21 protein-coding genes and 1 tRNA gene are annotated in these 18,796 nt (G+C 66.1%); 8 read left to right on the top strand and 14 right to left on the bottom strand.

Annotated features, from left to right (window positions below; genetic code table 11):
• Positions 1–51: 51 nt before the first annotated feature.
• The 5 genes from rplA to ACNQPB_RS02815 form a co-directional block, all read right to left on the bottom strand.
• Positions 52–759: a 50S ribosomal protein L1 gene (gene rplA, locus ACNQPB_RS02835; protein WP_074587835.1), complete on the bottom strand. Its 708-nt coding sequence runs from the start codon at positions 757–759 to the stop codon at positions 52–54.
• Positions 760–901: 142 nt separating this feature from the next.
• Complete coding sequence (gene rplK / locus ACNQPB_RS02830) at positions 902–1,333, bottom strand: 50S ribosomal protein L11 (protein WP_003803853.1); 432 nt, start codon at positions 1,331–1,333, stop codon at positions 902–904.
• 129 nt (positions 1,334–1,462) lie between these two features.
• A complete protein-coding gene (nusG, locus tag ACNQPB_RS02825; RefSeq protein ID WP_498748923.1) occupies positions 1,463–2,224 on the bottom strand; it encodes a transcription termination/antitermination protein NusG in 762 nt (253 codons plus the stop codon).
• A 116-nt stretch (positions 2,225–2,340) separates the two neighbouring features.
• Positions 2,341–2,622, bottom strand: coding sequence for a preprotein translocase subunit SecE (gene secE, locus ACNQPB_RS02820; protein WP_498748921.1), 282 nt, complete (start codon positions 2,620–2,622; stop codon positions 2,341–2,343).
• A gap of 74 nt (positions 2,623–2,696) precedes the next feature.
• Positions 2,697–2,769, bottom strand: a tRNA-Trp gene (locus ACNQPB_RS02815).
• 254 nt (positions 2,770–3,023) lie between these two features.
• Between ACNQPB_RS02815 and ACNQPB_RS02810 the strand changes: the two genes are divergently transcribed.
• Entirely contained in the window at positions 3,024–4,253 is a 1,230-nt protein-coding gene (locus tag ACNQPB_RS02810) for a pyridoxal phosphate-dependent aminotransferase (protein WP_498748919.1), read from the top strand.
• 70 nt (positions 4,254–4,323) lie between these two features.
• On the opposite strand, the gene ACNQPB_RS02805 is transcribed toward ACNQPB_RS02810, so the two are convergent.
• Positions 4,324–4,989: a LuxR C-terminal-related transcriptional regulator gene (locus ACNQPB_RS02805; RefSeq protein WP_498748918.1), complete on the bottom strand. Its 666-nt coding sequence runs from the start codon at positions 4,987–4,989 to the stop codon at positions 4,324–4,326.
• Positions 4,986–6,308, bottom strand: coding sequence for an ATP-binding protein (locus ACNQPB_RS02800; RefSeq protein WP_498748917.1), 1,323 nt, complete (start codon positions 6,306–6,308; stop codon positions 4,986–4,988). The genes ACNQPB_RS02805 and ACNQPB_RS02800 overlap by 4 nt, the downstream gene beginning before the upstream one ends.
• Positions 6,309–6,434: 126 nt before the next feature.
• Between ACNQPB_RS02800 and ACNQPB_RS02795 the strand changes: the two genes are divergently transcribed.
• The 5 genes from ACNQPB_RS02795 to ACNQPB_RS02775 all read left to right on the top strand — a co-directional run bounded on the left by ACNQPB_RS02795 (position 6,435) and on the right by ACNQPB_RS02775 (position 10,501).
• Positions 6,435–7,796 (top strand): PspC domain-containing protein, encoded by a 1,362-nt coding sequence (locus ACNQPB_RS02795; RefSeq protein ID WP_498748915.1) that lies wholly within the window; start codon positions 6,435–6,437, stop codon positions 7,794–7,796.
• 1 nt (position 7,797) lies between these two features.
• Positions 7,798–8,091, top strand: coding sequence for a hypothetical protein (locus ACNQPB_RS02790; protein ID WP_498748913.1), 294 nt, complete (start codon positions 7,798–7,800; stop codon positions 8,089–8,091).
• A gap of 85 nt (positions 8,092–8,176) precedes the next feature.
• Positions 8,177–8,434 carry a PspC domain-containing protein gene (locus ACNQPB_RS02785; RefSeq protein ID WP_498748912.1) on the top strand — a complete coding sequence of 86 codons (258 nt, stop codon included), beginning with the start codon at positions 8,177–8,179 and terminating at the stop codon, positions 8,432–8,434.
• Positions 8,435–8,624: 190 nt separating this feature from the next.
• Positions 8,625–9,650, top strand: a complete 1,026-nt coding sequence (locus ACNQPB_RS02780; RefSeq protein WP_498748910.1) for a 6-phosphofructokinase — start codon at positions 8,625–8,627, stop codon at positions 9,648–9,650.
• A gap of 119 nt (positions 9,651–9,769) precedes the next feature.
• Positions 9,770–10,501, top strand: a complete 732-nt coding sequence (locus ACNQPB_RS02775; protein WP_498748909.1) for a GNAT family N-acetyltransferase — start codon at positions 9,770–9,772, stop codon at positions 10,499–10,501.
• Here ACNQPB_RS02775 and ACNQPB_RS02770 read toward each other — a convergent pair.
• The 7 genes from ACNQPB_RS02770 to ACNQPB_RS02740 form a co-directional block, all read right to left on the bottom strand.
• Positions 10,479–12,008 carry a DHA2 family efflux MFS transporter permease subunit gene (locus ACNQPB_RS02770; RefSeq protein ID WP_498748908.1) on the bottom strand — a complete coding sequence of 510 codons (1,530 nt, stop codon included), beginning with the start codon at positions 12,006–12,008 and terminating at the stop codon, positions 10,479–10,481. The genes ACNQPB_RS02775 and ACNQPB_RS02770 overlap by 23 nt on opposite strands.
• A gap of 8 nt (positions 12,009–12,016) precedes the next feature.
• Positions 12,017–12,616, bottom strand: a complete 600-nt coding sequence (locus tag ACNQPB_RS02765) for a PadR family transcriptional regulator (protein WP_498748906.1) — start codon at positions 12,614–12,616, stop codon at positions 12,017–12,019.
• A 114-nt stretch (positions 12,617–12,730) separates the two neighbouring features.
• Positions 12,731–13,132 carry an ankyrin repeat domain-containing protein gene (locus tag ACNQPB_RS02760; RefSeq protein ID WP_498748904.1) on the bottom strand — a complete coding sequence of 134 codons (402 nt, stop codon included), beginning with the start codon at positions 13,130–13,132 and terminating at the stop codon, positions 12,731–12,733.
• Positions 13,129–14,214 carry a CAF17-like 4Fe-4S cluster assembly/insertion protein YgfZ gene (gene ygfZ, locus ACNQPB_RS02755; protein ID WP_498748902.1) on the bottom strand — a complete coding sequence of 362 codons (1,086 nt, stop codon included), beginning with the start codon at positions 14,212–14,214 and terminating at the stop codon, positions 13,129–13,131. Before ygfZ ends, ACNQPB_RS02760 begins: the two co-directional genes overlap by 4 nt.
• A 22-nt stretch (positions 14,215–14,236) precedes the next feature.
• Entirely contained in the window at positions 14,237–14,959 is a 723-nt protein-coding gene (locus ACNQPB_RS02750) for a flavodoxin family protein (protein ID WP_498748900.1), read from the bottom strand.
• Positions 14,960–15,077: 118 nt separating this feature from the next.
• Positions 15,078–15,677, bottom strand: coding sequence for a nitrobindin family protein (locus ACNQPB_RS02745; protein ID WP_498748898.1), 600 nt, complete (start codon positions 15,675–15,677; stop codon positions 15,078–15,080).
• Positions 15,678–15,842: 165 nt separating this feature from the next.
• A complete protein-coding gene (locus ACNQPB_RS02740) occupies positions 15,843–16,577 on the bottom strand; it encodes a permease (protein ID WP_498748896.1) in 735 nt (244 codons plus the stop codon).
• Between the two features lie 292 nt (positions 16,578–16,869).
• Between ACNQPB_RS02740 and ACNQPB_RS02735 the strand changes: the two genes are divergently transcribed.
• Positions 16,870–17,568 (top strand): winged helix-turn-helix transcriptional regulator, encoded by a 699-nt coding sequence (locus ACNQPB_RS02735; RefSeq protein WP_498748895.1) that lies wholly within the window; start codon positions 16,870–16,872, stop codon positions 17,566–17,568.
• A 256-nt stretch (positions 17,569–17,824) separates the two neighbouring features.
• The gene (gene mshD, locus ACNQPB_RS02730) at positions 17,825–18,796 is read left to right on the top strand and encodes a mycothiol synthase (protein ID WP_498748893.1); all 972 of its coding nucleotides are present in this window, start codon (positions 17,825–17,827) and stop codon (positions 18,794–18,796) included.

Here is an 18,796-nt window from a genome sequence, read left to right as displayed (position 1 = left end):
AAAAGGCCGCCCGGCGTCTGCCGGGCGGCCTTTTGAGTGGAACTGTGAAGCTTAGGCTTCGGTCAGGACCTTGGTGACGTTCGGGTCGACCGAGATGCCCGGGCCGAACGTGGTGGTGACGGTAGCCTTCTGGATGTAGCGTCCCTTGGAAGCGGACGGCTTCAGGCGGAGGACCTCTTCGAGGGCTGCGGCGTAGTTCTCGGCCAGCTTGATGGCGTCGAAGGATGCCTTGCCGATGATGAAGTGCAGGTTCGAGTGCTTGTCGACGCGGAAGTCGATCTTGCCGCCCTTGATGTCGTTGACGGCCTTGGCGACATCCGGGGTAACCGTGCCGGTCTTCGGGTTCGGCATGAGGTTACGCGGGCCGAGGACCTTACCGAGGCGGCCAACCTTGCCCATGAGGTCAGGGGTGGCAACGGCTGCGTCGAAGTCGGTCCAGCCGCCTGCGATCTTTTCGATCAGGTCGTCGGAACCAACGAAGTCGGCGCCGGCAGCGATTGCTGCTTCGGCCTTGTCGCCGGTTGCGAAAACCAGGACGCGGGCGGTCTTGCCCGTGCCGTGGGGAAGGTTGACCGTGCCGCGGACCATCTGGTCAGCCTTGCGGGGGTCAACGCCGAGGCGGAAAGCGACCTCAACCGTTGCGTCAAATTTGGACGGGTTGATTTCCTTTGCCAGGCTGATTGCCTCGAACGGGGCGTAGACCTTGCCAGCCTCGATCTTGGCTACGGCTGCCTCATATGCTTTGCTGCGCTTTGCCATGCTGCTATTTCTCCTTGTGCAGTTGTGGTCTGCGGACCGCGCGGGGCCCTGCCACAGTTGGAAGTCCGGCGGTTTGTCCGTGCCGGCTTGCCAACATTTCTATGATTTCAAAAACCGGTTTCCCGGCGGTTGAAGGCTGTGATTAGCCTTCGACGGTGATGCCCATGGAACGGGCGGTGCCGGCGATGATCTTCGCAGCACCTTCGAGGCTGGTGGCGTTGAGGTCTTCCATCTTGGTGGAAGCGATCTCGTTCACCTGCGCCTGGGTCAGCTTGGCAACCTTGACGGTGTGCGGCGTGGCGGAACCCTTGGCAACGCCTGCAGCCTTCTTGATGAGCTCTGCAGCCGGCGGGGTCTTGGTGATGAAGGTGAAGGAACGGTCTTCGTAGACCGTGATTTCAACCGGGATAACGTTTCCGCGCTGGGCTTCCGTCGCAGCGTTGTACGCCTTGCAGAATTCCATGATGTTGACACCGTGCTGGCCAAGCGCAGGACCGATCGGCGGGGCCGGGTTGGCGGCACCTGCCTGGATCTGCAGCTTGATGAGGCCGGTGACCTTCTTCTTGGGAGCCAATGTAGGGTCCTTCTCTAAATAGCGTCCTGGGACACAGGAGCGTGCCTCAGGTTGTTGGCCGCCATGGCGAGGCGGCCGGCCGCCCCGCCACCGCTAAGCAGGCGGAAGCAGGGCGAAATCTTGGGTGGATCAGATCTTGGTGACCTGGTTGAACGCCAGGGTGACCGGGGTTTCGCGCTCGAAGATGGAAACCAGCACCACAAGGGTCTGGGATTCGGGCTTGATCTCGGAAATCGTGGCCGGGAGGGTCTCGAAGGGGCCTTCCTTGACGATGACCGATTCGCCGACCTCGAAGTCCACGGCAACCGGGGCAGCGCTCTGCTTGACCGGCTTGCCCTTCTCGGCCTGCTCCTCCTCGAACACCGGGGCGAGCATGGAGAAGACCTCGTCGAGGCGCAGCGGCACGGGGTTGTGGGCGTTGCCCACGAAGCCGGTGACGCCGGGGGTGTGGCGGACGGCGCCCCAGGAGGCATCCGTCAGGTCCATGCGGACCAGGACGTAACCGGGGATGCGGACGCGGTTGATGACCTTGCGCTGGGCGTTCTTGATCTCAACGACTTCTTCCATGGGCACCTGGATTTCGAAGATGTAATCTTCCATGTCCAGGGTCTGGATGCGGGTCTCGAGGTTCGCCTTCACGCGGTTTTCGTAGCCGGCGTAGGAGTGGATGACATACCAGTCACCCTCCTGGCGGCGCAGCTTGGCTTTGAATTCCTCGGCCGGATCGGCCGGTGCAACGGCAGCCGCGGCGGCAAGGGCGTCGTCGCCGGACTCTTCTCCGGCGGTTTCAGGCGCAGCAGACTCAGCCTCGGACGTATCCACGGCCTCCGCCGCGGCGTCCGTGCTTCCATCCAGCTCAGTCTCGTTTACCTCGAGCTCCTGCTCAGACACTTGGTCTCCTGCTTCCTCATTGCCTAACATGCCTATTTAAATGGCTCAATTCCGCAAACCCTGCAAAATCCCTTGAATTTCCGGGGATTTTCCGCACGGCTTACGGAGCGATCCGCTTAGCGGTCCGTGGCGCCTGACCCGCCAAGCAGCCAGCCGACTCCGGTACCGAAGGCCAGGTCCAGCAGCGTGACGACGAGCATCATGACGGCCACGAAAACCAGCACCACAAGGGTGTAGTTGATCAGTTCCTGGCGGGTCGGAGCGACCACCTTCTTGAGTTCGCCGATTACCTGGCGGACAAAGAGGGTGATTCGAGCGAAGAAGCCGGCGTTGGCTTTCCTGGCAGGTCGGCCCTTCGAGCTGCTTGCAGCTGTTTCGGTCACCCGGTCCTCACTCATCCAACGTTGTTGACCCGGTTCTGATCAGAACCGTTGCCGCGTCTGCCCCGGACTAAATACCGGAACAGCCTGCGCAGGGCAGACAGGACTCGAACCTGCAACCTGCGGTTTTGGAGACCGCTGCGCTACCAATTGCGCCACTACCCTATGGAACGAATCCATGTTTTTTGATCCCACCAGAGGCGCGGACCATTGTGATGTTTTTCAACACCGGTGAACCAGTCTACGCAAGAACTTCGCGATAGTCGAACCGGGATGGTTCCGGCGTGTCCGGGCATCCAGGTTCCCGCCGCAACCGTCACTTTCGCAAGGCGGCCCGCGGGGCGTCCGCTGAACAGCATAGAGTAGATCACGTCGTTTCCCATCATCCAGCTCATGCTGCCAGCGAAGAACGGTCCCACATGCCTGCCGGAACAGCTCCCGCCCGCGTTTCACAGAGAATTTCCGCCATTGCCGAATCCGCCACCCTTGCCGTTGATGCCAAGGCGAAGGCGCTCAAGGCCGCCGGCCGTCCCGTCATCGGCTTCGGCGCAGGGGAACCGGACTTCCCCACCCCGGACTACATCGTCAAGGCTGCCATCGAAGCCGCGGGCGATCCCAAGAACCACCGTTACTCCCCCGCGGCCGGGCTGCCGGAACTGAAGAAGGCCATTGCGGAAAAGACGCTCCGCGACTCGGGCTACCAGGTCGATGCGTCCCAGGTCCTGGTGACCAACGGCGGCAAGCAGGCCGTTTACAACGCTTTCGCCACCCTGCTCGACCCGGGTGACGAGGTCATCATCCCCACTCCGTTCTGGACCACCTACCCCGAGGCCATCCGGCTTGCCGGCGGCGTGCCCGTGGAGGTTTTCGCCGGCCCTGAGCAGGGTTACCTGGTGACCGTGGACCAGCTCGAAGCCGCCCTCACGGACCGCACGAAGATCCTGCTGTTCGTCTCCCCGTCCAACCCCACCGGCGCCGTCTACAGCCCGGAACAGGTCGCCGAAATCGGCAAGTGGGCAGCTGCCAAGGGCCTGTGGGTGGTCACGGATGAGATCTACGAGCACCTGACCTACGACGGCGTGCCGTTCACGTCCATCGCGACCGCCGCCCCGGAACTCGGTGACAAGGTTGTCATCCTCAACGGCGTGGCCAAGACCTACGCCATGACCGGTTGGCGCGTCGGCTGGATGATCGGCCCGGCCGACGTCGTCAAGGCGGCCACCAACCTGCAGTCGCACGCGACGTCCAACGTCTCCAACATCATGCAGCTCGCTGCCCTCGCCGCGGTCTCCGGCCCGCTGACCGCCGTCGACGAAATGAAGGTTGCCTTCGACCGCCGCCGGAAAGCGATCGTGGCCGGCCTGAACGCCATCGAAGACGTTGACTGCCCGACGCCGGCCGGCGCGTTCTACGTCTACGCCGACGTCCGTGCGCTGCTCGGCAAGGAATTCCCGACGGCGAACGGCCCGGTCCGTCCGTCGACTTCGGCTGAGCTGGCCTCGCTGATCCTGGACGAAGTTGAGGTCGCGATTGTTCCGGGCGAGGCCTTCGGCCCCTCGGGATACGTCCGCCTTTCCTACGCGCTGGGTGACGAAGACCTCGCAGAAGGCGTCCGCCGCCTCCAGGACTTCCTCGGCAAAGCCAAGTAGGTCCACCTGAAGAACGCCCCCTCCGCGGAGAACTGCCGCAAAGGGGGCGTTCTTCGTGCCCTCCTCGGCATCACAGCAGGCGGCGTTCGGCGGCCCATTTGGTCAGTTCATGACGGTTGGAGAGCTGCAGCTTGCGCAGCACCGCGGAGACATGGGTTTCCACGGTCTTGATGGAAATGAACAGTTCCTTGGCCACTTCCTTGTAGCTGTAGCCGCGGGCGATGAGCCGCATGACTTCGAGTTCGCGGGCGGACAGGCGGTCCAATTCGCCGTCGGCTATTTCCGCCGGCGAGGTACCGAAGGCGTCCAGCACGAAACCCGCCAGGCGCGGCGAAAACACGGCGTCGCCGTCGGCTACGCGGATGACAGCGTCGGAAATCCCGGTCCCGGAAATGGTCTTGGTGACGTACCCGCGTGCCCCTGCCCGGATCACGGCCACCACGTCCTCCGCGGCGTCGGAGACGCTCAGTGCGAGGAAGCTGGTGCTGCCCAGCAGCTGCGCCGACTTGCTGATGACCTCGCGTCCGCCGCCACCCAGCCCGCCGGGGAGGTGGACATCCAGCAGGACCACTTCGGGCAGCTGTTCGGCGATGACCCGGATGGCGTCGTCAACCGAGCCCGCTTCGCCGACGACATCGATCCGGGAATCAAGGTCCGCTTTCAGCCCGGAACGGAAGATTGCGTGGTCATCGACGATCACCACCCGGACCGTGCGGGCGGCTCCTGCGTTGTTCATGGTCTTCCCTCTCCATTGCGTTCGTCCGGGCCGGCCGCCGCCGGAAGGCTGAGCCGCACTTCGGTTCCCGACGGGCCACTGGTGATGGCTGCAGTGCCACCGTGCCTTTTCATGCGCCCGATGATCGATTCCCGTACGCCCAGCCGGTCCTGCGGGACGGCCTCCGGGTCAAAACCGGCGCCGCGGTCCTTGATGAAGATCTCGCTGCCTGTGTCCGAATTCTCCAGGTAGACGGACACCGTTCCGCCGCCGTGCCGGGCCGCGTTAAGCATCGCCTCCCGGGCTGCCTGTACCAGCGCCTCGTGCCGCTCGCTCATGGGTGCGTCCCCGACGCTGACGACGTCGACCACGTGTCCGTGGGTGTCTTCCACCTCGGCCGCGGCGGCCTTGATCCGGTCGGCGAGGTGGCCGGCGTCGGCGGTCTGGTCCCGGTACAGCCAGCCGCGGAGTTCGCGTTCCTGGGCGCGGGCCAGACGGACGACATCCTGCTCCGAGCCCGCGCGGCGCTGGATCAGGGCCAACGTCTGCAGCACGGAATCGTGCAGGTGGGCGGCGATTTCCGCCCGTTCCGTTTCCCTGACCCGGCCTGCGCGCTCGGTCTCCAGATCCTTCCAGAACTTCAGGCCCCACGGCAGCAACACCAAGGCCACGCCGCCAAGCACGGCCACCGAAGCCAGCAGCGCCAGCCAGGTCTGTTCCCAGGAGCCCGAGCCGGACACCATGACCAGCACCCCGGCCATCACGAGCGCCAGCCCTGCGGCCAGGCGGACCCAGCCACCGGCCTGGTCCGCCTTGGTCTTATCCACCAGGCCTGCCCGGCGGCTTTCGTCCAGCTGCATCCAGGCGATGGCGGCACCTCCGAGGATGGCGGCTGCCGGAATCAGCGTGCCCAGTGGCACGTCCATGCCCAGTTGCCGCGCTACGAGGATCCCGGCCACGAAAAGCAGCCCCGCTCCCAGCAGCAGTTCCTTGCCGTACCGGAACCGGCCGCCGGTGAACCAGGGGGCGGGCCGGCCCGGGAGCGATGCCGGTCCGTAGCTTTGCGGAGCGGGCGCCGGTGAGGGCGAACTCACCGCCGGAGCAATCGGCGACGCCGGCCGCCGCGCAGCACGCCGGGCTCCGTCGTCCGCGGTGGGCACCAGGATCCAGAGCCAGGCATAGAACACCAGCCCCGCCCCGCTGGCAAGGGTCGCCAGGCCCATCCCGAGCCGCAGGTACTTCACGGGCCAGCCCAAGTGCGTCGCAAGACCGCTGCAGACGCCGGCAATCACGCGGTCGCCGCCGCGCACCAGGGGCGGACGCTGGGCAGGGCTTGTCATGCCTCCATCCAAACACGGATCAGGGGTCCGGGACCCCTGGAACCGGGGTATCCCAGGGGTGCCTCAGGGACCGTTCAGGGTATCCCCCAGTAGAGGACGGTGCCGTCCGGGCGGCAGGATCGAGGTATGAACTCGAACAGCACACCCGGAACCCCGGGGCAAGGCAATCCGGGGCAAGGCGAGGAGACCGGCCACAGCGCCGAACCCGGCGCCCGGTCCCCGCAGAATTTCTTCGCCTGGATCCGCAGCCAGGGCGTGGCCCGGGGGCAGGACCGGTGGATCGGCGGCGTTGCCAGCGGCATCGCCCACCGTTTTGGCATCGACCCGCTGATTGTCCGCGGCATTTTCGTCGTACTGGCGATCTTCGCCGGCGTCGGCGTCCTGCTTTACGGCGTGGCCTGGGCTCTGCTGCCGGAGCCGGACGGGCGCATCCACGCCCAGGAGGCCGGCGCCGGCCGATGGACGGCGGGAATGACAGGGGCGGTGATCACCACGGTCATCGGCCTTCCCGGACTCGGCCGGGGTGTCTGGGGCTGGGGCTGGAACGGCCTTCCCGGACTCTTCTGGGCTCTTTTCTGGGTAGGCGCGATTGCCTGCCTGGTCTACTTCCTGGTCCAACGGAACAGGAACAGGAACGGGGGAAACAGTATGGGGAACCCGTACCACGCAGGGGCAGCTCCGGCAGCTCCACACGGCGGCACTTTCGCAGGGACGCCAGGCATGAACGCTTTCGCCACCCCCGCCACAGGGAGCCTGCCGCTCCCGGGTGAGGCACCGCCGTCGGGCGTTCCGGCAGGGCCCGGATTCCCGGGCGTCCCGGCCCAGCCGCAGTGGAAGGGCGGGCAGCCCCGCGGGCCGCGCAGGCAGGGACCGGGAGCCGCGATCATCGCGGTTTCCGCGGGAGCGGCGCTCCTGGTGGGCGGCACCCTCAAGCTGCTCGACGCCGGTGGCACTATCCAGCTGGGCGACGCCGCCAATGCGGTGGTCTGGGCGAGCGGCGCGGCCGTGCTCGGGCTGGGCATCCTGATAGCCGGGCTCCGTGGACGGACTTCGGGGTTCCTCGGCTTCCTTGCAGTGGTGGCGTTGGTGATCGGCGGGATCTTCAACGTGATTCCCCGCGGCGACCACCTCGCCCTGCAGAACACCCAATGGACTCCGCTCACCATCGCGGACGCCCATAACGGCTACGACATCACCGGAGCGAACGGAACGGTTGACCTCACGAAAGTAAAGCTCGACGAGCCCCTGGAATCCGGGCTGGTAGTGCCCCTCAAGATCACCGCGAGCAACATCAGGGTACTCATTCCCGAAACGGTGCCCGTGGAGATCAAAGCGGACATGATCTTCGGAAATCTCAAGGGGGCCGGCAGCAGCAACAGCGGCCAGTCCGAGGGGCAGCAGGTCTTCAACTCAGGCAAACCGGGGGCCAGCATGGTCATCGAACTGGACGGCACCTTCAGTAACGTCACCATCCAGGAAGGGAACTGACATGGCAACGCAGGAACCAGGGCCGCTCTACGGAGCCAGCGGGAGCGGCACCGGACAAGCACCGGGACCACGGGTCGGCACTGTGGTGTGGGGCCTGGTCATCGTGGCCCTCGCGGCCCTGATCATCATCTCCAAGCTGGGCCTGGTTGCCCTCAATGGGAACTACGTCCTGATCGGGCTCATGATCGGAGCCGGCGCGGCGCTGGTCATCGGTGGCCTCGTGTCGGCCCGTTCGCGCAAGTCCAAGGCCGGGCCAGCGGAAACGGATCCCGGGAACGGAACCCTCCACGGGTGACCAGTCCTTTGAAAATTCCCAGCGGGTGCCGCCCAGGCACCCGCTGGGGCGTGACAAAGCACCTCCGACAAGGAAGGCTCGAACCATGAACAAATTCTTCAGCATCATCCGAAGCATCGGCCTCAAGCGCGGGCCGCAGCGCTGGCTCGGCGGAGTCTGCGGCGGCATCGCGGCCAAGCTGCATGTCGACGTCGCGTATGTCCGGGTGGCATTCCTGCTCTTCTGCCTCCTGCCGGGACCCGCGATCGTTTTCTACGTGGTGGCCTGGCTGCTGCTCCCGGCACAGAACGGGAGCATCGCACTGGAATCCTTCCTCGCGCAACGCGGCAGCAACCGCTCCTGAATCCACGGCAGGCGTCCGCGCGAGGATTGCGCGCGGAGGCAGGCGCGGCCAAATGTTGCGGCTTTGTTTCCGGGGGCTCATCCCTGCCGGCGGCCCCGGTTTGTGTCCTACCCCACATTGCCGCCTACAATCTAGGGGAGCTCAGCGTGGCGCTCTGCACGTGTACCTCCTAGCCAGGATTTGAGCGCTCATGAAAATTGGAATCCTCACCAGCGGCGGCGACTGCCCCGGACTTAATGCCGTCATCCGCGGTGCAGTCCTGAAGGGCATCGCCATCCACGGCCAAGAGTTCGTCGGTTTCCGCGACGGCTGGCGCGGCGTGGTTGAGGGCGACATTGTCGAGATCCCCCGCACAATGGTCCGCGGCATCGCCAAGCAGGGCGGCACCATCCTGGGCACTTCCCGCACCAACCCCTTCGAAAACGGCGGCGGCCCGGAGGTCATCAAGGGCCACATGGACCGGCTCGGCATCGACGCCATGATTGCGATCGGCGGCGAAGGCACACTGGCCGCGGCCAAGCGGTTGACCGATGCGGGCCTCAAGATCGTCGGCGTGCCCAAGACCGTCGACAACGACCTCGACGCCACCGACTACACGTTCGGCTTCGACACGGCCGTGCAGATCGCCACCGAGGCAATCGACCGGCTGCGCACCACCGGCGAATCCCACCACCGTTGCATGATCGCCGAGGTCATGGGCCGGCACGTCGGGTGGATCGCCCTGCACGCCGGCATGGCCTCGGGTGCCCACGCCATCCTCATCCCGGAACAGAAGGTCTCCATCGACCAGATCACGGAATGGGTCAAGGAAGCCCACGACCGTGGCCGCGCTCCCCTCGTTGTAGTAGCGGAAGGCTTCGTGCCGGATCACATGGAAGCCCCGCACTCCGAGCGCGGCCTGGACACCTTCGGCCGCCCCCGCCTGGGCGGCATCGCAGACCAGCTGGCGCCCGAAATCGAGGCCCGCACCGGCATCGAAACCCGCGCCACGATCCTGGGCCACATCCAGCGCGGCGGTGTGCCGTCGGCGTTCGACCGGGTCCTGGCCACCCGCCTCGGCATGGCAGCCATCGACTCCGTGGTGGAGGGCCGCTGGGGAACCATGGTCTCCCTCAACGGCACGGACATTGTGCACGTCGGTTTCGAGACCGCCCTGGGCAGACTGAAGACAGTTCCGCAGCACCGTTACGACGAAGCCGCTGTGCTTTTCGGCTAGAGCTGTACTTTTCGTCTAATGCCACGCTCTTCGGCTAAAAACAGGAAAGGGACCGTGCCTTCGGGCACGGTCCCTTTCTGCGTCTTCGGGGCGGTTCCCTCTTTGCCTAGACTCAATGCATGGGATTTGCTGAGGGATCTGCCGACATCGTCTTGCTGGCCTGGGCGCGGCATCTTGGATTCGACGACGCCGCCTTCGCCCACGTGCGCTTCTCCGCCACGACCGCCGGCAGCGAACGGCTGGTCCGGGAGGATGACGGAGCGGATTCGATCACCTTCGTCAGGCTTTTCGGGCATTCGGCCCTCGTGGGTCCCGCCTGGGCCACCGAAGAAGCCGGCGGATACAGCGACGAGGAACTCAGCGAGCACGCCACCCTGATGCGGCTGAGCCGCGAACACGGTGGCCATGGCCTGGGCACTTCGGCCCTGCTGTTCGCCGACGATCTCCCGCTCGCCCAGCCCGGCGGTGAAGTGACCGTCTCCCACGGGCACCCGGAGGCCATCGAGCTGGAGGGCATGTGCCCGCCCGACGACGCCAACGAGGCCCGCCTTGGCTCCATGAGCCACTGCTTCACCCTGATGGACGGTGCGGACGATGCCGGAAACCCCGTGGCCTGCGGTGCCTACGCGGAGTGGGAGGGCATCCTGGCGGACATGGGCGTCCTGGTCCGGCCGGAACTGCGCCGCCAGGGACTGGGCACGCTGGCCGCCTCGATCGCATCGCACGAGGCCCTGGCCTCCGGCCTGACCCTGCAGTGGCGCGCCGCGCTGGATAACCGCGGCGCGCTTGCCCTCGCCAGGAGCCTGGGATTCGCCGACGGCGGCACTGTCACTTCTGTGCTGCTGCGTTGACTTCCGTGGTCCCCTCCGCGGCCTGCGGCGCCTTGGCCCCCCAGTCCTGGACCGCCTTCGGCTTGCCGAACAACAGTGCCGCCACGGCGCCCAAGAGGATCGCAAAGGCGGGTAGCAGCACCGACTGGGACATCGCCGTCGAGAATCCCGCGTGCAGGAATTCCGGCAGCCGCCCGCCCATCGGCCCCTCCCCTGCCGGAGCGCCGCCCGGAATCGCCGGGAGTTCGGCAGCGAGGCGGGCCTGGATCAGCGAGGCGATCGCCGCAGAGCCCAGCACAGCCCCGATCTGCCGTGTGGTGTTGAAAACGCCCGATCCGGCACCGGCCTGGCGCGGCGGAAGGTTACGGGTGGTCGCGTTGGACACCGGGCCCCAGATGAAGCCGTTGGCCACGCCCTGCAGCGCGCTGGGAAGCAGGAACATCCAGATGGGGGTCTCGGGCTTGAGCAGGGCACCGGTCCAGAAGAGCGCCCCGGACAGGCACACGAGGCCGAACGCGGCGAACCAGCGGGGGTTGATCCGGTCGATCAGCTTTCCCACGAAGGGCGCCAACGCACCGGAGAGCACCGCCATGGGAATCATCAGCAGGGCTGACTGGGTGGGAGTCAGGCCGCGGACCACCTGGTAGTAGAAGATGGTGGGAAGCGGGAACGCGGTGATGGTGAAGCCCACCGCCATGATGGTGGTGTTGCCCAGGGAGAAGTTCCGTTCCTTGAACAGTCCCAAGGGCAGCAGCGGCTCCCCGCCGCGGCGCTCCAGCACCCACTGCCACACCACGAAGAGCGCCAGGACCACGATGCCCGCGGCGATCAGGCCCCAGACGGTGACCGGGCCGACGACGGTCCCCCAGTGGTACGTCTGGCCCTCCTGGATGCCGAACACCAGCAGGAACATCCCGACGGCGGAAAGCAGCACGCCCGGGATGTCGAAGCGGTGGCTGTGCGTGGCGAGGGAGGGGACGAAGCGGGTGACTGCCAGGAAGCCGATCAGGCCGATCGGCACGTTGACGAAGAAGATCCATTCCCAGCCCAGGCCGTCCACCAGCACGCCGCCCAGGATCGGGCCGACCAGGATGGCCATGCCGGCGGTGGCGCCCCAGAGGCCCATGGCTGCGCCGCGGCGGTCCGGCGGGAAGATCCGGGTGATGACGGCCATGGTCTGCGGCGTCATCATGGCAGCACCGAAGCCCTGCACGGCGCGGGCGGCGATCAGCATGCCGACGTCGCCGGCAAGTCCGCACCAGAGCGAGGCAAGGGTGAAGACGACCAGTCCGGAAAGGTAGAGGTTCTTGGGGCCGAAACGGTCCCCGAGCCGGCCGGTGATGAGCAGCGGCACGGCGTAGGCCAGCAGGTAGGCACTCGTCACCCAGATGACGGCGTTGATGTCTGCGTTGAGCCCCTGCATGATCCGCGGGTTCGCCACGGAAACGATGGTTGAGTCGATCAGGATCATGAAGAACCCAATGACGAGGGACCATAGGGCGGGCCAGGGTTTGGCGACTTGTTCCATGGTTTTCCTTAGTCTGTGCTTGTGGCGTAGTTGTCTTTGGCGTGGACCTGCCAAGGCAGTTCCCCGCTGCGGAGTTCGGCCTGGAAGCCGCGGATCCAATCAATCTCGGTCCGCAGCATGGCTTGCTGGAACTCGACGTCCACCCAGTATTTGCGCTCGACCCCCTTGGCGATGACGCCTTCGCGTCCCCGCTCCAGGGACGCCAGCTGCTCCTCGAGCGCGCCGAGCCGCGTGTCCAGCAGTTCGAGGACGACGCCGGAAGGCAGGTTGTGTGCCTCGGCAATCGCATGCGGGAAAACCGGGTATTCATTCACCGCGTCGGAAAGCATCCCCGCCAGCCGCTGTGACAGCGCGGTCCTCCCGGACTCCGTGATCCGGTAGGTGGTGCGTTCGGGCCGGCGGCCGTCCCGGTCCGTTCCGGTGGCCTCGAGCAGGCCGTCCGACTCGAGCCGCGCCACCGCATGGTAGAGCGTGCCCGGGCGGACCTTCACCAGACGGTCCTCATGGCGCGCCATCAGCAGTTGATACATCTCGTAAGGGTGCATGGGCGCTTCCACCAGGAGTGCCAGGACGGCGACCCCGAGCGGGGACAACTGTGAGCGAGCCATCCGTGGTCCTTTGGGTGCGAGAGTTATTCCACTACGACTATTCCACGTGGAATATTAGGCCGCAAGACTACGGGACTGTGGTTCCGGACACCTCAGCCGCGGAGCAAGGCGACGTCACCCCAGAAGCTGCAGGATCTCCGCGCGGGCGAACATCCGGGCGGCTTCCCGGGCAGTCGGGGAACCGGCGTCGGGATCCGCCCCGGCGTCGATCAGGACCCGGGCGACATCCGTGTAGCCCTTGAAAACCGCACCGGCAAGGGGCGTCTGGCCGCGGCTGTTCGGGGCGGAGGCATCGGCGCCGTGGTGCAGCAGGAGCTGGACGGTCTCCGGATGGCCGTGGTAAGCGGCGAGCATCAGCAGCGAATCACCGGCGGGGTTGGAGATCCCGGCCGGAGCCCCGGCGTCGAGGTAGCTGCGCAGCACGGGGTCGTTGCCCTCGCGGGCGGCGTCAAACAAGGCATCCGCAAGGGCGGCGTCCTCGTCCGCCTCGCCTTGGGTTTCGGGAGTTTCGCTCATCGGTGTGGTCCCTTCAGGAATCCGCTCTGACGCCCCACCACCTGGCCGGCATCGGGCGCGACAATCACTTCCTGGGCGGCGGCGTAACTTTCGTCGCCGTCCTGCACGGCCAGCATTTCGGACGGGTCCACGGACCTTTTGACCAAGGCCAGCCCCACCGCGCCCATCTCATAGTGCTGGGCCACGGAAGTCAGCGTACCCACTTTGCGGCCGCCGGCAAGCACGTCGCTTCCGGCCAGGGGCAAGGTGTGCAGGGAACCGTCCAGCTGGAGGAAAACGAGCCGGCGCGGCGGATGGCCGAGGTTGTGCACCCGGGCGATGGTTTCCTGCCCCTTGTAGCAGCCCTTGGCCAGGTGCACCGAGGTGCGCAGCAGGTCCAATTCGTGCGGGATGACACGGTCGTCCGTCTCCGCACCGAGCCGCGGACGCCACGCCGCGATGCGCAGGGCCTCGGAGGCCAAAGTGCCGGCCAGTGCCAGGCCTTCCACGGAGCTTTCGAGTTCGCCCGCCGGGATCAGGTATTCGAACCAGGGCCTCTCCAGACCCGGATGCAGGTCTTCGGCGACCACGCTGTAGGAGTATCCGCCCGCGCCCACGTGCGGCCAGGGATCCTCCCAGACGATCCGGCCTGCCCAGGCGTCCACCGGCTTGGTGGAGCCGACCGTGGCCCACTCCTCCGAGACATCTGCGACCTCCACCCGCAGCATGAACTTCATCTTGGTCAGCCATTCCGCCAGCGGGGCGGCCTCCGCGGCTTCGACCAGGAGCCAGGCGGTTTCGCCGTCGTCCACGATCCTGGCGTCGAACTCGATCCGGCCCTGCACCGTCAGCAGCAGCAGTTCGCTCGAAACCCGCGGCGGCAGGCTGGTCACCTGCTGGGAGGACAGCGTGTTGAGCCAGCTGAGCCGGTCCGGTCCGCTGACGGTGACGACGCCGCGGTGCGAGAGGTCGACGACGGCGGTTCCGGCTGCCAGGGCGCGCTGCTCGCGCAGGGGCTCGCCGTAGTGGGCCGCGACGCCGGAATCGGCGCCCCCGCCTTCGACGGCGCCGGGGCGCGACAACAGAGGGCTTGTGTAAGTCATATCCAGTAGAAGTCCTTTGGGCCTATCGGTATTCCGGGTTTTCAAAGTCGAAGCGCGTTCCGGCCTTCCACTCTGCCGGGAGGTTGCCGTAGGCAGGAATGCCGCCGGCGTCCTTGAGCAGTCGGGCCATATGCAGGAGGTTCCAGGTCATGAAGGTGGTGTTCCTGTTGGTGAAGTCGCTTTCCGGGCCGCCGGATCCTTCGTCCAGGTAGCTGGGCCCCGGACCCACGGGGCCGATCCAGCCGGCGTCGGCCTGGGGCGGAATGGTGAAACCGACGTGCTGCAGGCTGTACAGCACGTTCATGGCGCAGTGCTTGATCCCGTCTTCGTTGCCCGTGATCAGGCAGCCGCCGACCTTGGGATAGTACGCCCATTGGCCCTTGCTGTTGAACTGGCCGGAGTGGGCGTAGAGGCGTTCGATGACCTTCTTGGTCTGCGAGGAGTTGTCGCCCAGCCAGATCGGCCCGGCCAGCACCACGATGTCCGCTTCCTGGACCGCAGGGTAGAGTTCCGGCCATTCATCGCTGGCCCAACCGTGTTCGCGCATGTCCGGGTAGACGCCCGGGGCGATGTCGTGGTCCACCGTGCGGATGAGGCGGGTAGTGACGCCCTGCTTTTCCATGATGCGCCGGCTGACCTCGATCAGGCCTCCGGTGTTGCTGAGCTGCGGCGAAGGCTTCAGGGTCCCGTTGAAGAAGAGGGCCTTGAGGCCGGCGTAGCCGCCCGGTTTGGTGTTTTCATCCATCGATCGCTCCCTTGGCCTTGTGAGCTTGGATTTGAGCCAGCTTGCACATGAACCCATGGTGCCCGGGATCGACCGGTCAGGGAACGCTTTTGGGAGACCTCGTTCAGGAGACCTTGTTTCAGGAGACTTTGTTCAGGAACGCCGAGGCGTGGGCTTCGAGGGACTTGCCGGCGGCGGATACGTCCCAGCGCCACAGCAGGTTGCCGTCCACCAGGCCGAAGATCCGGGTGGCCGCCGCGTATTCCTTCGAATGGCTGCCGCGCATCACCATGTCGGTGCTGAGCTGGATCTGCGGGCCTTTGATCTGGCCGTAGTAGAGCTCGGTGATGCCGCCCGGATGCGTGATGGTGACCGAAAGGTCGAAGCCGCCGTCGGCATTGCGGCGAGCCTCGACGTCGTCGGCGTTTTTTAGCACGGGAACCATCTCCGCGGGAATCAGCCCGGGACCGCCGTCGGCTTCGACCAGTTCGCGCTCGAGCGCCCAGAACCCGGTTTCCACGGTGAGCGGCCGCAGCTTGGTGCCTTGCTCGTCGCTGAGCCAGCTTTCGGCACGGTACTGCAGGTAAGGCAGGCCGTTGTGCGTAAAGGAGACGTGCTGGATGAAGTGTTCGGAATCCTCTTCACCGCTTCCCAGCCGTCCGCGGCCTTCCCACTCACCGATGAGCCAGGACAGGGGGACGAGTTCGGGTGTCAGATCCGTGGGAATCTCAATGGGCACGGCAGTTCTACCTCAGCGCGACAGGAAAACGACTACTACTTCTGGCCCTTGAAAAGGCGGTAAACGACGAATCCGGCGAACCAAGCCATGGAGATGCCGGCCAGGCCGAGCAGGACAAGGAAGAAGATTTCAAAGGCAAGAACAGACATGATGCCATCCTAACGGCTAGTAGATGAGTAGTTTGTCGATGAAGTAGCAAAGTGAACCGACGGCCCACACCGGCGCCACGCCCATGCCCAGCACGGCCGGCAGGTTCAGGCGCCCCGGACGCAGCGTGACCATTCGCCGGAAGCTCAGGAGCACCGAACCCATCACCACGCCCACCACTGCGGCGGCGGGGACGGAAATCGTTGAAAACACCAGCCCGGCAAGCGGGGCAACCAGCCCGGCGACGGCGATGCCCAGCGGGGCCACCACCCGGTCCGGCCAGCGCAGCAGCCCTGTCAGCAACGCCACAGCCGCACTGAGGCCGGCCACCAGCACCATCTCCTGCACGCCGTTGAAGCGGACACTGGCGATCCAGCCGGCCCCGAGGCAGCTGAGCAGGACTCCGGCGCAACTGCCCAGGGTCGATTCGAGCCGCTGGGCCTGGCCCGTGCCCCGGACCAACTGGACAATGAAGACCGCGATGACGCCGGCGGCGATGAAGGCGGGCACATAGTCAAGGAACCCGGGTGCCGGGGCGTAGGCGGCCGCGAAGGAGGAACCGATTCCACTGAGGGCGATGACCGCGGCCAGGGTCTTCTTCGCGGGAACGGCCAGGAAGTGGGGCCAGCCGATGCCGATGACGGCGGCAGCGACAATCCCGACACCCACCATCACCCCGGCGGGGGCATACGATCCAGCGACGATGACCGCGAGTGTGACGAGGCCGACGACCCCGATGCTCCAAGACTTCAATGCGTTCCTGACTTCATTGCGGCCTGCGTTCTGCGGGCGGACCCGGCGTTGAATTTCCTTCGCCCATCCTGCCCTATGCGGCCGAAATATGTCGCCGAAGTTGCCGCAGACGGCCCCAATCCATGTTGCGGATTCGCCCGGCGGGTATACTCAAATGTCAACAGCGATCGTATTGCCGGGCCGTTCCGAAGGTCCTTTCCTCTCGGAGTAACCAGCCGTATGACGCAGTCAGACGCCGGTGGAAGCCCGGTCCAGACGCCCGATGATGCGCGGCCCGCCCCTTGGAGGAACTATGTCGCACATCCTGCTACTGACGAACAGCCCCGGCTCGTCCGTGGACATCCTGCCGGCGCTGGAACTGTTGAACCATCGCGTGCACATCCTGCCCGCAGAACCCACGGCGCTGCTTGACACCGACCCCACCGACGTCGTCTTCCTCGACGCCCGCAAGGACCTGGTGGGCGCACGGTCGCTCACTCAGCTTCTGAAGGCCACGGGCCTGAGCGCTCCCCTGATGCTGATCCTGACCGAGGGCGGCATGGCCGCCGTGTCCTCGGCTTGGTCCGTGGACGACATCGTGCTCGATTCCGCCGGCCCCGCGGAGGTGGAGGCCCGCATCCGCCTGGCAATGGCCCGCGCGGTACCCGGGGAAGAAGAGACGCAGACCGAAATCCGGGCGGCCGGCGTCGTCATCGATGAAGCGAGCTACACGGCACGGGTCAGCGGACAGCCGCTGAACCTGACGTTCAAGGAATTCGAACTCCTCAAATACCTGGCGCAGCATCCGGGCCGCGTCTTCACCCGGCAGCAGCTTCTGACCGAGGTGTGGGGCTACGACTATTACGGCGGCACCCGCACGGTGGACGTTCACATCAGGCGCCTGCGCGCCAAGCTGGGCGCAGACCACGAGAACCTCATCAGCACGGTGCGCAACGTGGGCTACCGCCTGACCCTTGTCCGGCTGCCGGACGACGAGCTTTCAGAGGCTTAAGAGCCGTCCCGTCGCCTGAACAGCGGCCCGCTAAGCAGGCGCAAAAAGAAAGGAAGGCCCGGACTGAGTCCGGGCCTTACTGGGTTTCATGGTGGAGGACATACGGGTCGAACGTATCGAGGCCGCCCCACTGGCGGATCCCCCTCATATCCCGTTCCGAAGAACCGGACGAAACATAGACCTTACAGGGCAACCGCTGTTCGGGCAAAACGGCTCCCGCGGGTGCAATCCGCCGCAGGACGTATAGCCTTGCTGCATGAGTCTTGCGCATCCCGAGAAATGGCCGGTCCTCGCCGTCAACGGCGCCGCGGACCCGGAACTGTTCAGGGACATCAAGGACCTGGCCGCAGCCGCCGAAGAGGCGGACGGCAACCCCCCGCTTTCCGAACAGACCCTTGTGCTGTTGCGGGGCGCCGGCTCCGCTGAACATCCGCTCAGCACCCTCGCCCTCTACGCCCCGGACGAGGACAGCGATCCGTCCACCGGCGAGGACCTGGCGGGGGTCGCCGTCGTCGTCGGGGAACAGGACGGCACCGGAGTCCTGGAAATGGCGGTGCACCCCAGCTACCGCAGCCAGGGTGTCGCCGGACGCCTGCTCGACTACTTGCGGGACACCCGCGGCCTGGGCGGGCTGAACGCCTGGTCGCACGGGGATCACGCCGCTGCCGCCCGGCTGGCCGCCCGCTTCGGGTACCGCCCGGTGCGGGAGCTGTGGAGGATGCGCCTCATGGCGTCCACGGCGGACCTGCCCGACGCCGGCCTCCCGGCCGGGGTGACCCTGCGCACCTTCGTGCCCGGCCAGGACGAGTCCGCCTGGCTCGCGGCGAACAAGGCCGCATTCTCGCACCACCCCGAGCAGGGCTCCATGGCCTTGGCCGACCTCGAGGCTCGCATGGCCGAGGACTGGTTCGACCCCGCCGGCTTCCTGCTGGCGGAGAACGACGCAGGTGAACTGCTCGGCTTCCACTGGACCAAAGTGCACCCGAGGCACGGCGGGCACCCGCCCATCGGCGAGGTGTACGTGGTGGGGGTGACTCCCGCGGCACAGGGCCTGGGCCTCGGCAAGGCCCTGACGATTGCGGGGATCCGGCACCTGGAACAGCACGAGCTGCACGCGGTGATGTTGTACGTGGATGCAGACAACACGGCAGCCGTGACGCTATACCAGAAACTGGGGTTCGTCCGCTGGGATACGGACGTCATGTACGGGCCGTTAACAGAGAATTAA

The organism is Curtobacterium sp. LFS079 (assembly GCF_047977865.1).
GTDB lineage: Bacteria > Actinomycetota > Actinomycetes > Actinomycetales > Micrococcaceae > Arthrobacter.
Note: the sequence above shows the minus strand (reverse complement) of the source record. Positions and strands in the feature narration are given on the sequence as shown.

Coding starts and splice junctions, on each gene's coding strand:
- ACNQPB_RS02795 (WP_498748915.1), top strand. CDS start 6,435: ATGAACTCGAACAGCACACCCGGAACCCCGGGGCAAGGCAATCCGGGG.
- secE (WP_498748921.1), bottom strand. CDS start 2,622: ATGAGTGAGGACCGGGTGACCGAAACAGCTGCAAGCAGCTCGAAGGGC.
- ACNQPB_RS02765 (WP_498748906.1), bottom strand. CDS start 12,616: ATGGCTCGCTCACAGTTGTCCCCGCTCGGGGTCGCCGTCCTGGCACTC.
- ACNQPB_RS02790 (WP_498748913.1), top strand. CDS start 7,798: ATGGCAACGCAGGAACCAGGGCCGCTCTACGGAGCCAGCGGGAGCGGC.
- ygfZ (WP_498748902.1), bottom strand. CDS start 14,214: ATGACTTACACAAGCCCTCTGTTGTCGCGCCCCGGCGCCGTCGAAGGC.
- mshD (WP_498748893.1), top strand. CDS start 17,825: ATGAGTCTTGCGCATCCCGAGAAATGGCCGGTCCTCGCCGTCAACGGC.
- ACNQPB_RS02785 (WP_498748912.1), top strand. CDS start 8,177: ATGAACAAATTCTTCAGCATCATCCGAAGCATCGGCCTCAAGCGCGGG.
- ACNQPB_RS02805 (WP_498748918.1), bottom strand. CDS start 4,989: ATGAACAACGCAGGAGCCGCCCGCACGGTCCGGGTGGTGATCGTCGAT.
- ACNQPB_RS02780 (WP_498748910.1), top strand. CDS start 8,625: ATGAAAATTGGAATCCTCACCAGCGGCGGCGACTGCCCCGGACTTAAT.
- rplA (WP_074587835.1), bottom strand. CDS start 759: ATGGCAAAGCGCAGCAAAGCATATGAGGCAGCCGTAGCCAAGATCGAG.
- ACNQPB_RS02750 (WP_498748900.1), bottom strand. CDS start 14,959: ATGGATGAAAACACCAAACCGGGCGGCTACGCCGGCCTCAAGGCCCTC.
- ACNQPB_RS02810 (WP_498748919.1), top strand. CDS start 3,024: ATGCCTGCCGGAACAGCTCCCGCCCGCGTTTCACAGAGAATTTCCGCC.
- ACNQPB_RS02800 (WP_498748917.1), bottom strand. CDS start 6,308: ATGACAAGCCCTGCCCAGCGTCCGCCCCTGGTGCGCGGCGGCGACCGC.
- ACNQPB_RS02735 (WP_498748895.1), top strand. CDS start 16,870: ATGTCGCACATCCTGCTACTGACGAACAGCCCCGGCTCGTCCGTGGAC.
- ACNQPB_RS02775 (WP_498748909.1), top strand. CDS start 9,770: ATGGGATTTGCTGAGGGATCTGCCGACATCGTCTTGCTGGCCTGGGCG.
- ACNQPB_RS02770 (WP_498748908.1), bottom strand. CDS start 12,008: ATGGAACAAGTCGCCAAACCCTGGCCCGCCCTATGGTCCCTCGTCATT.
- ACNQPB_RS02760 (WP_498748904.1), bottom strand. CDS start 13,132: ATGAGCGAAACTCCCGAAACCCAAGGCGAGGCGGACGAGGACGCCGCC.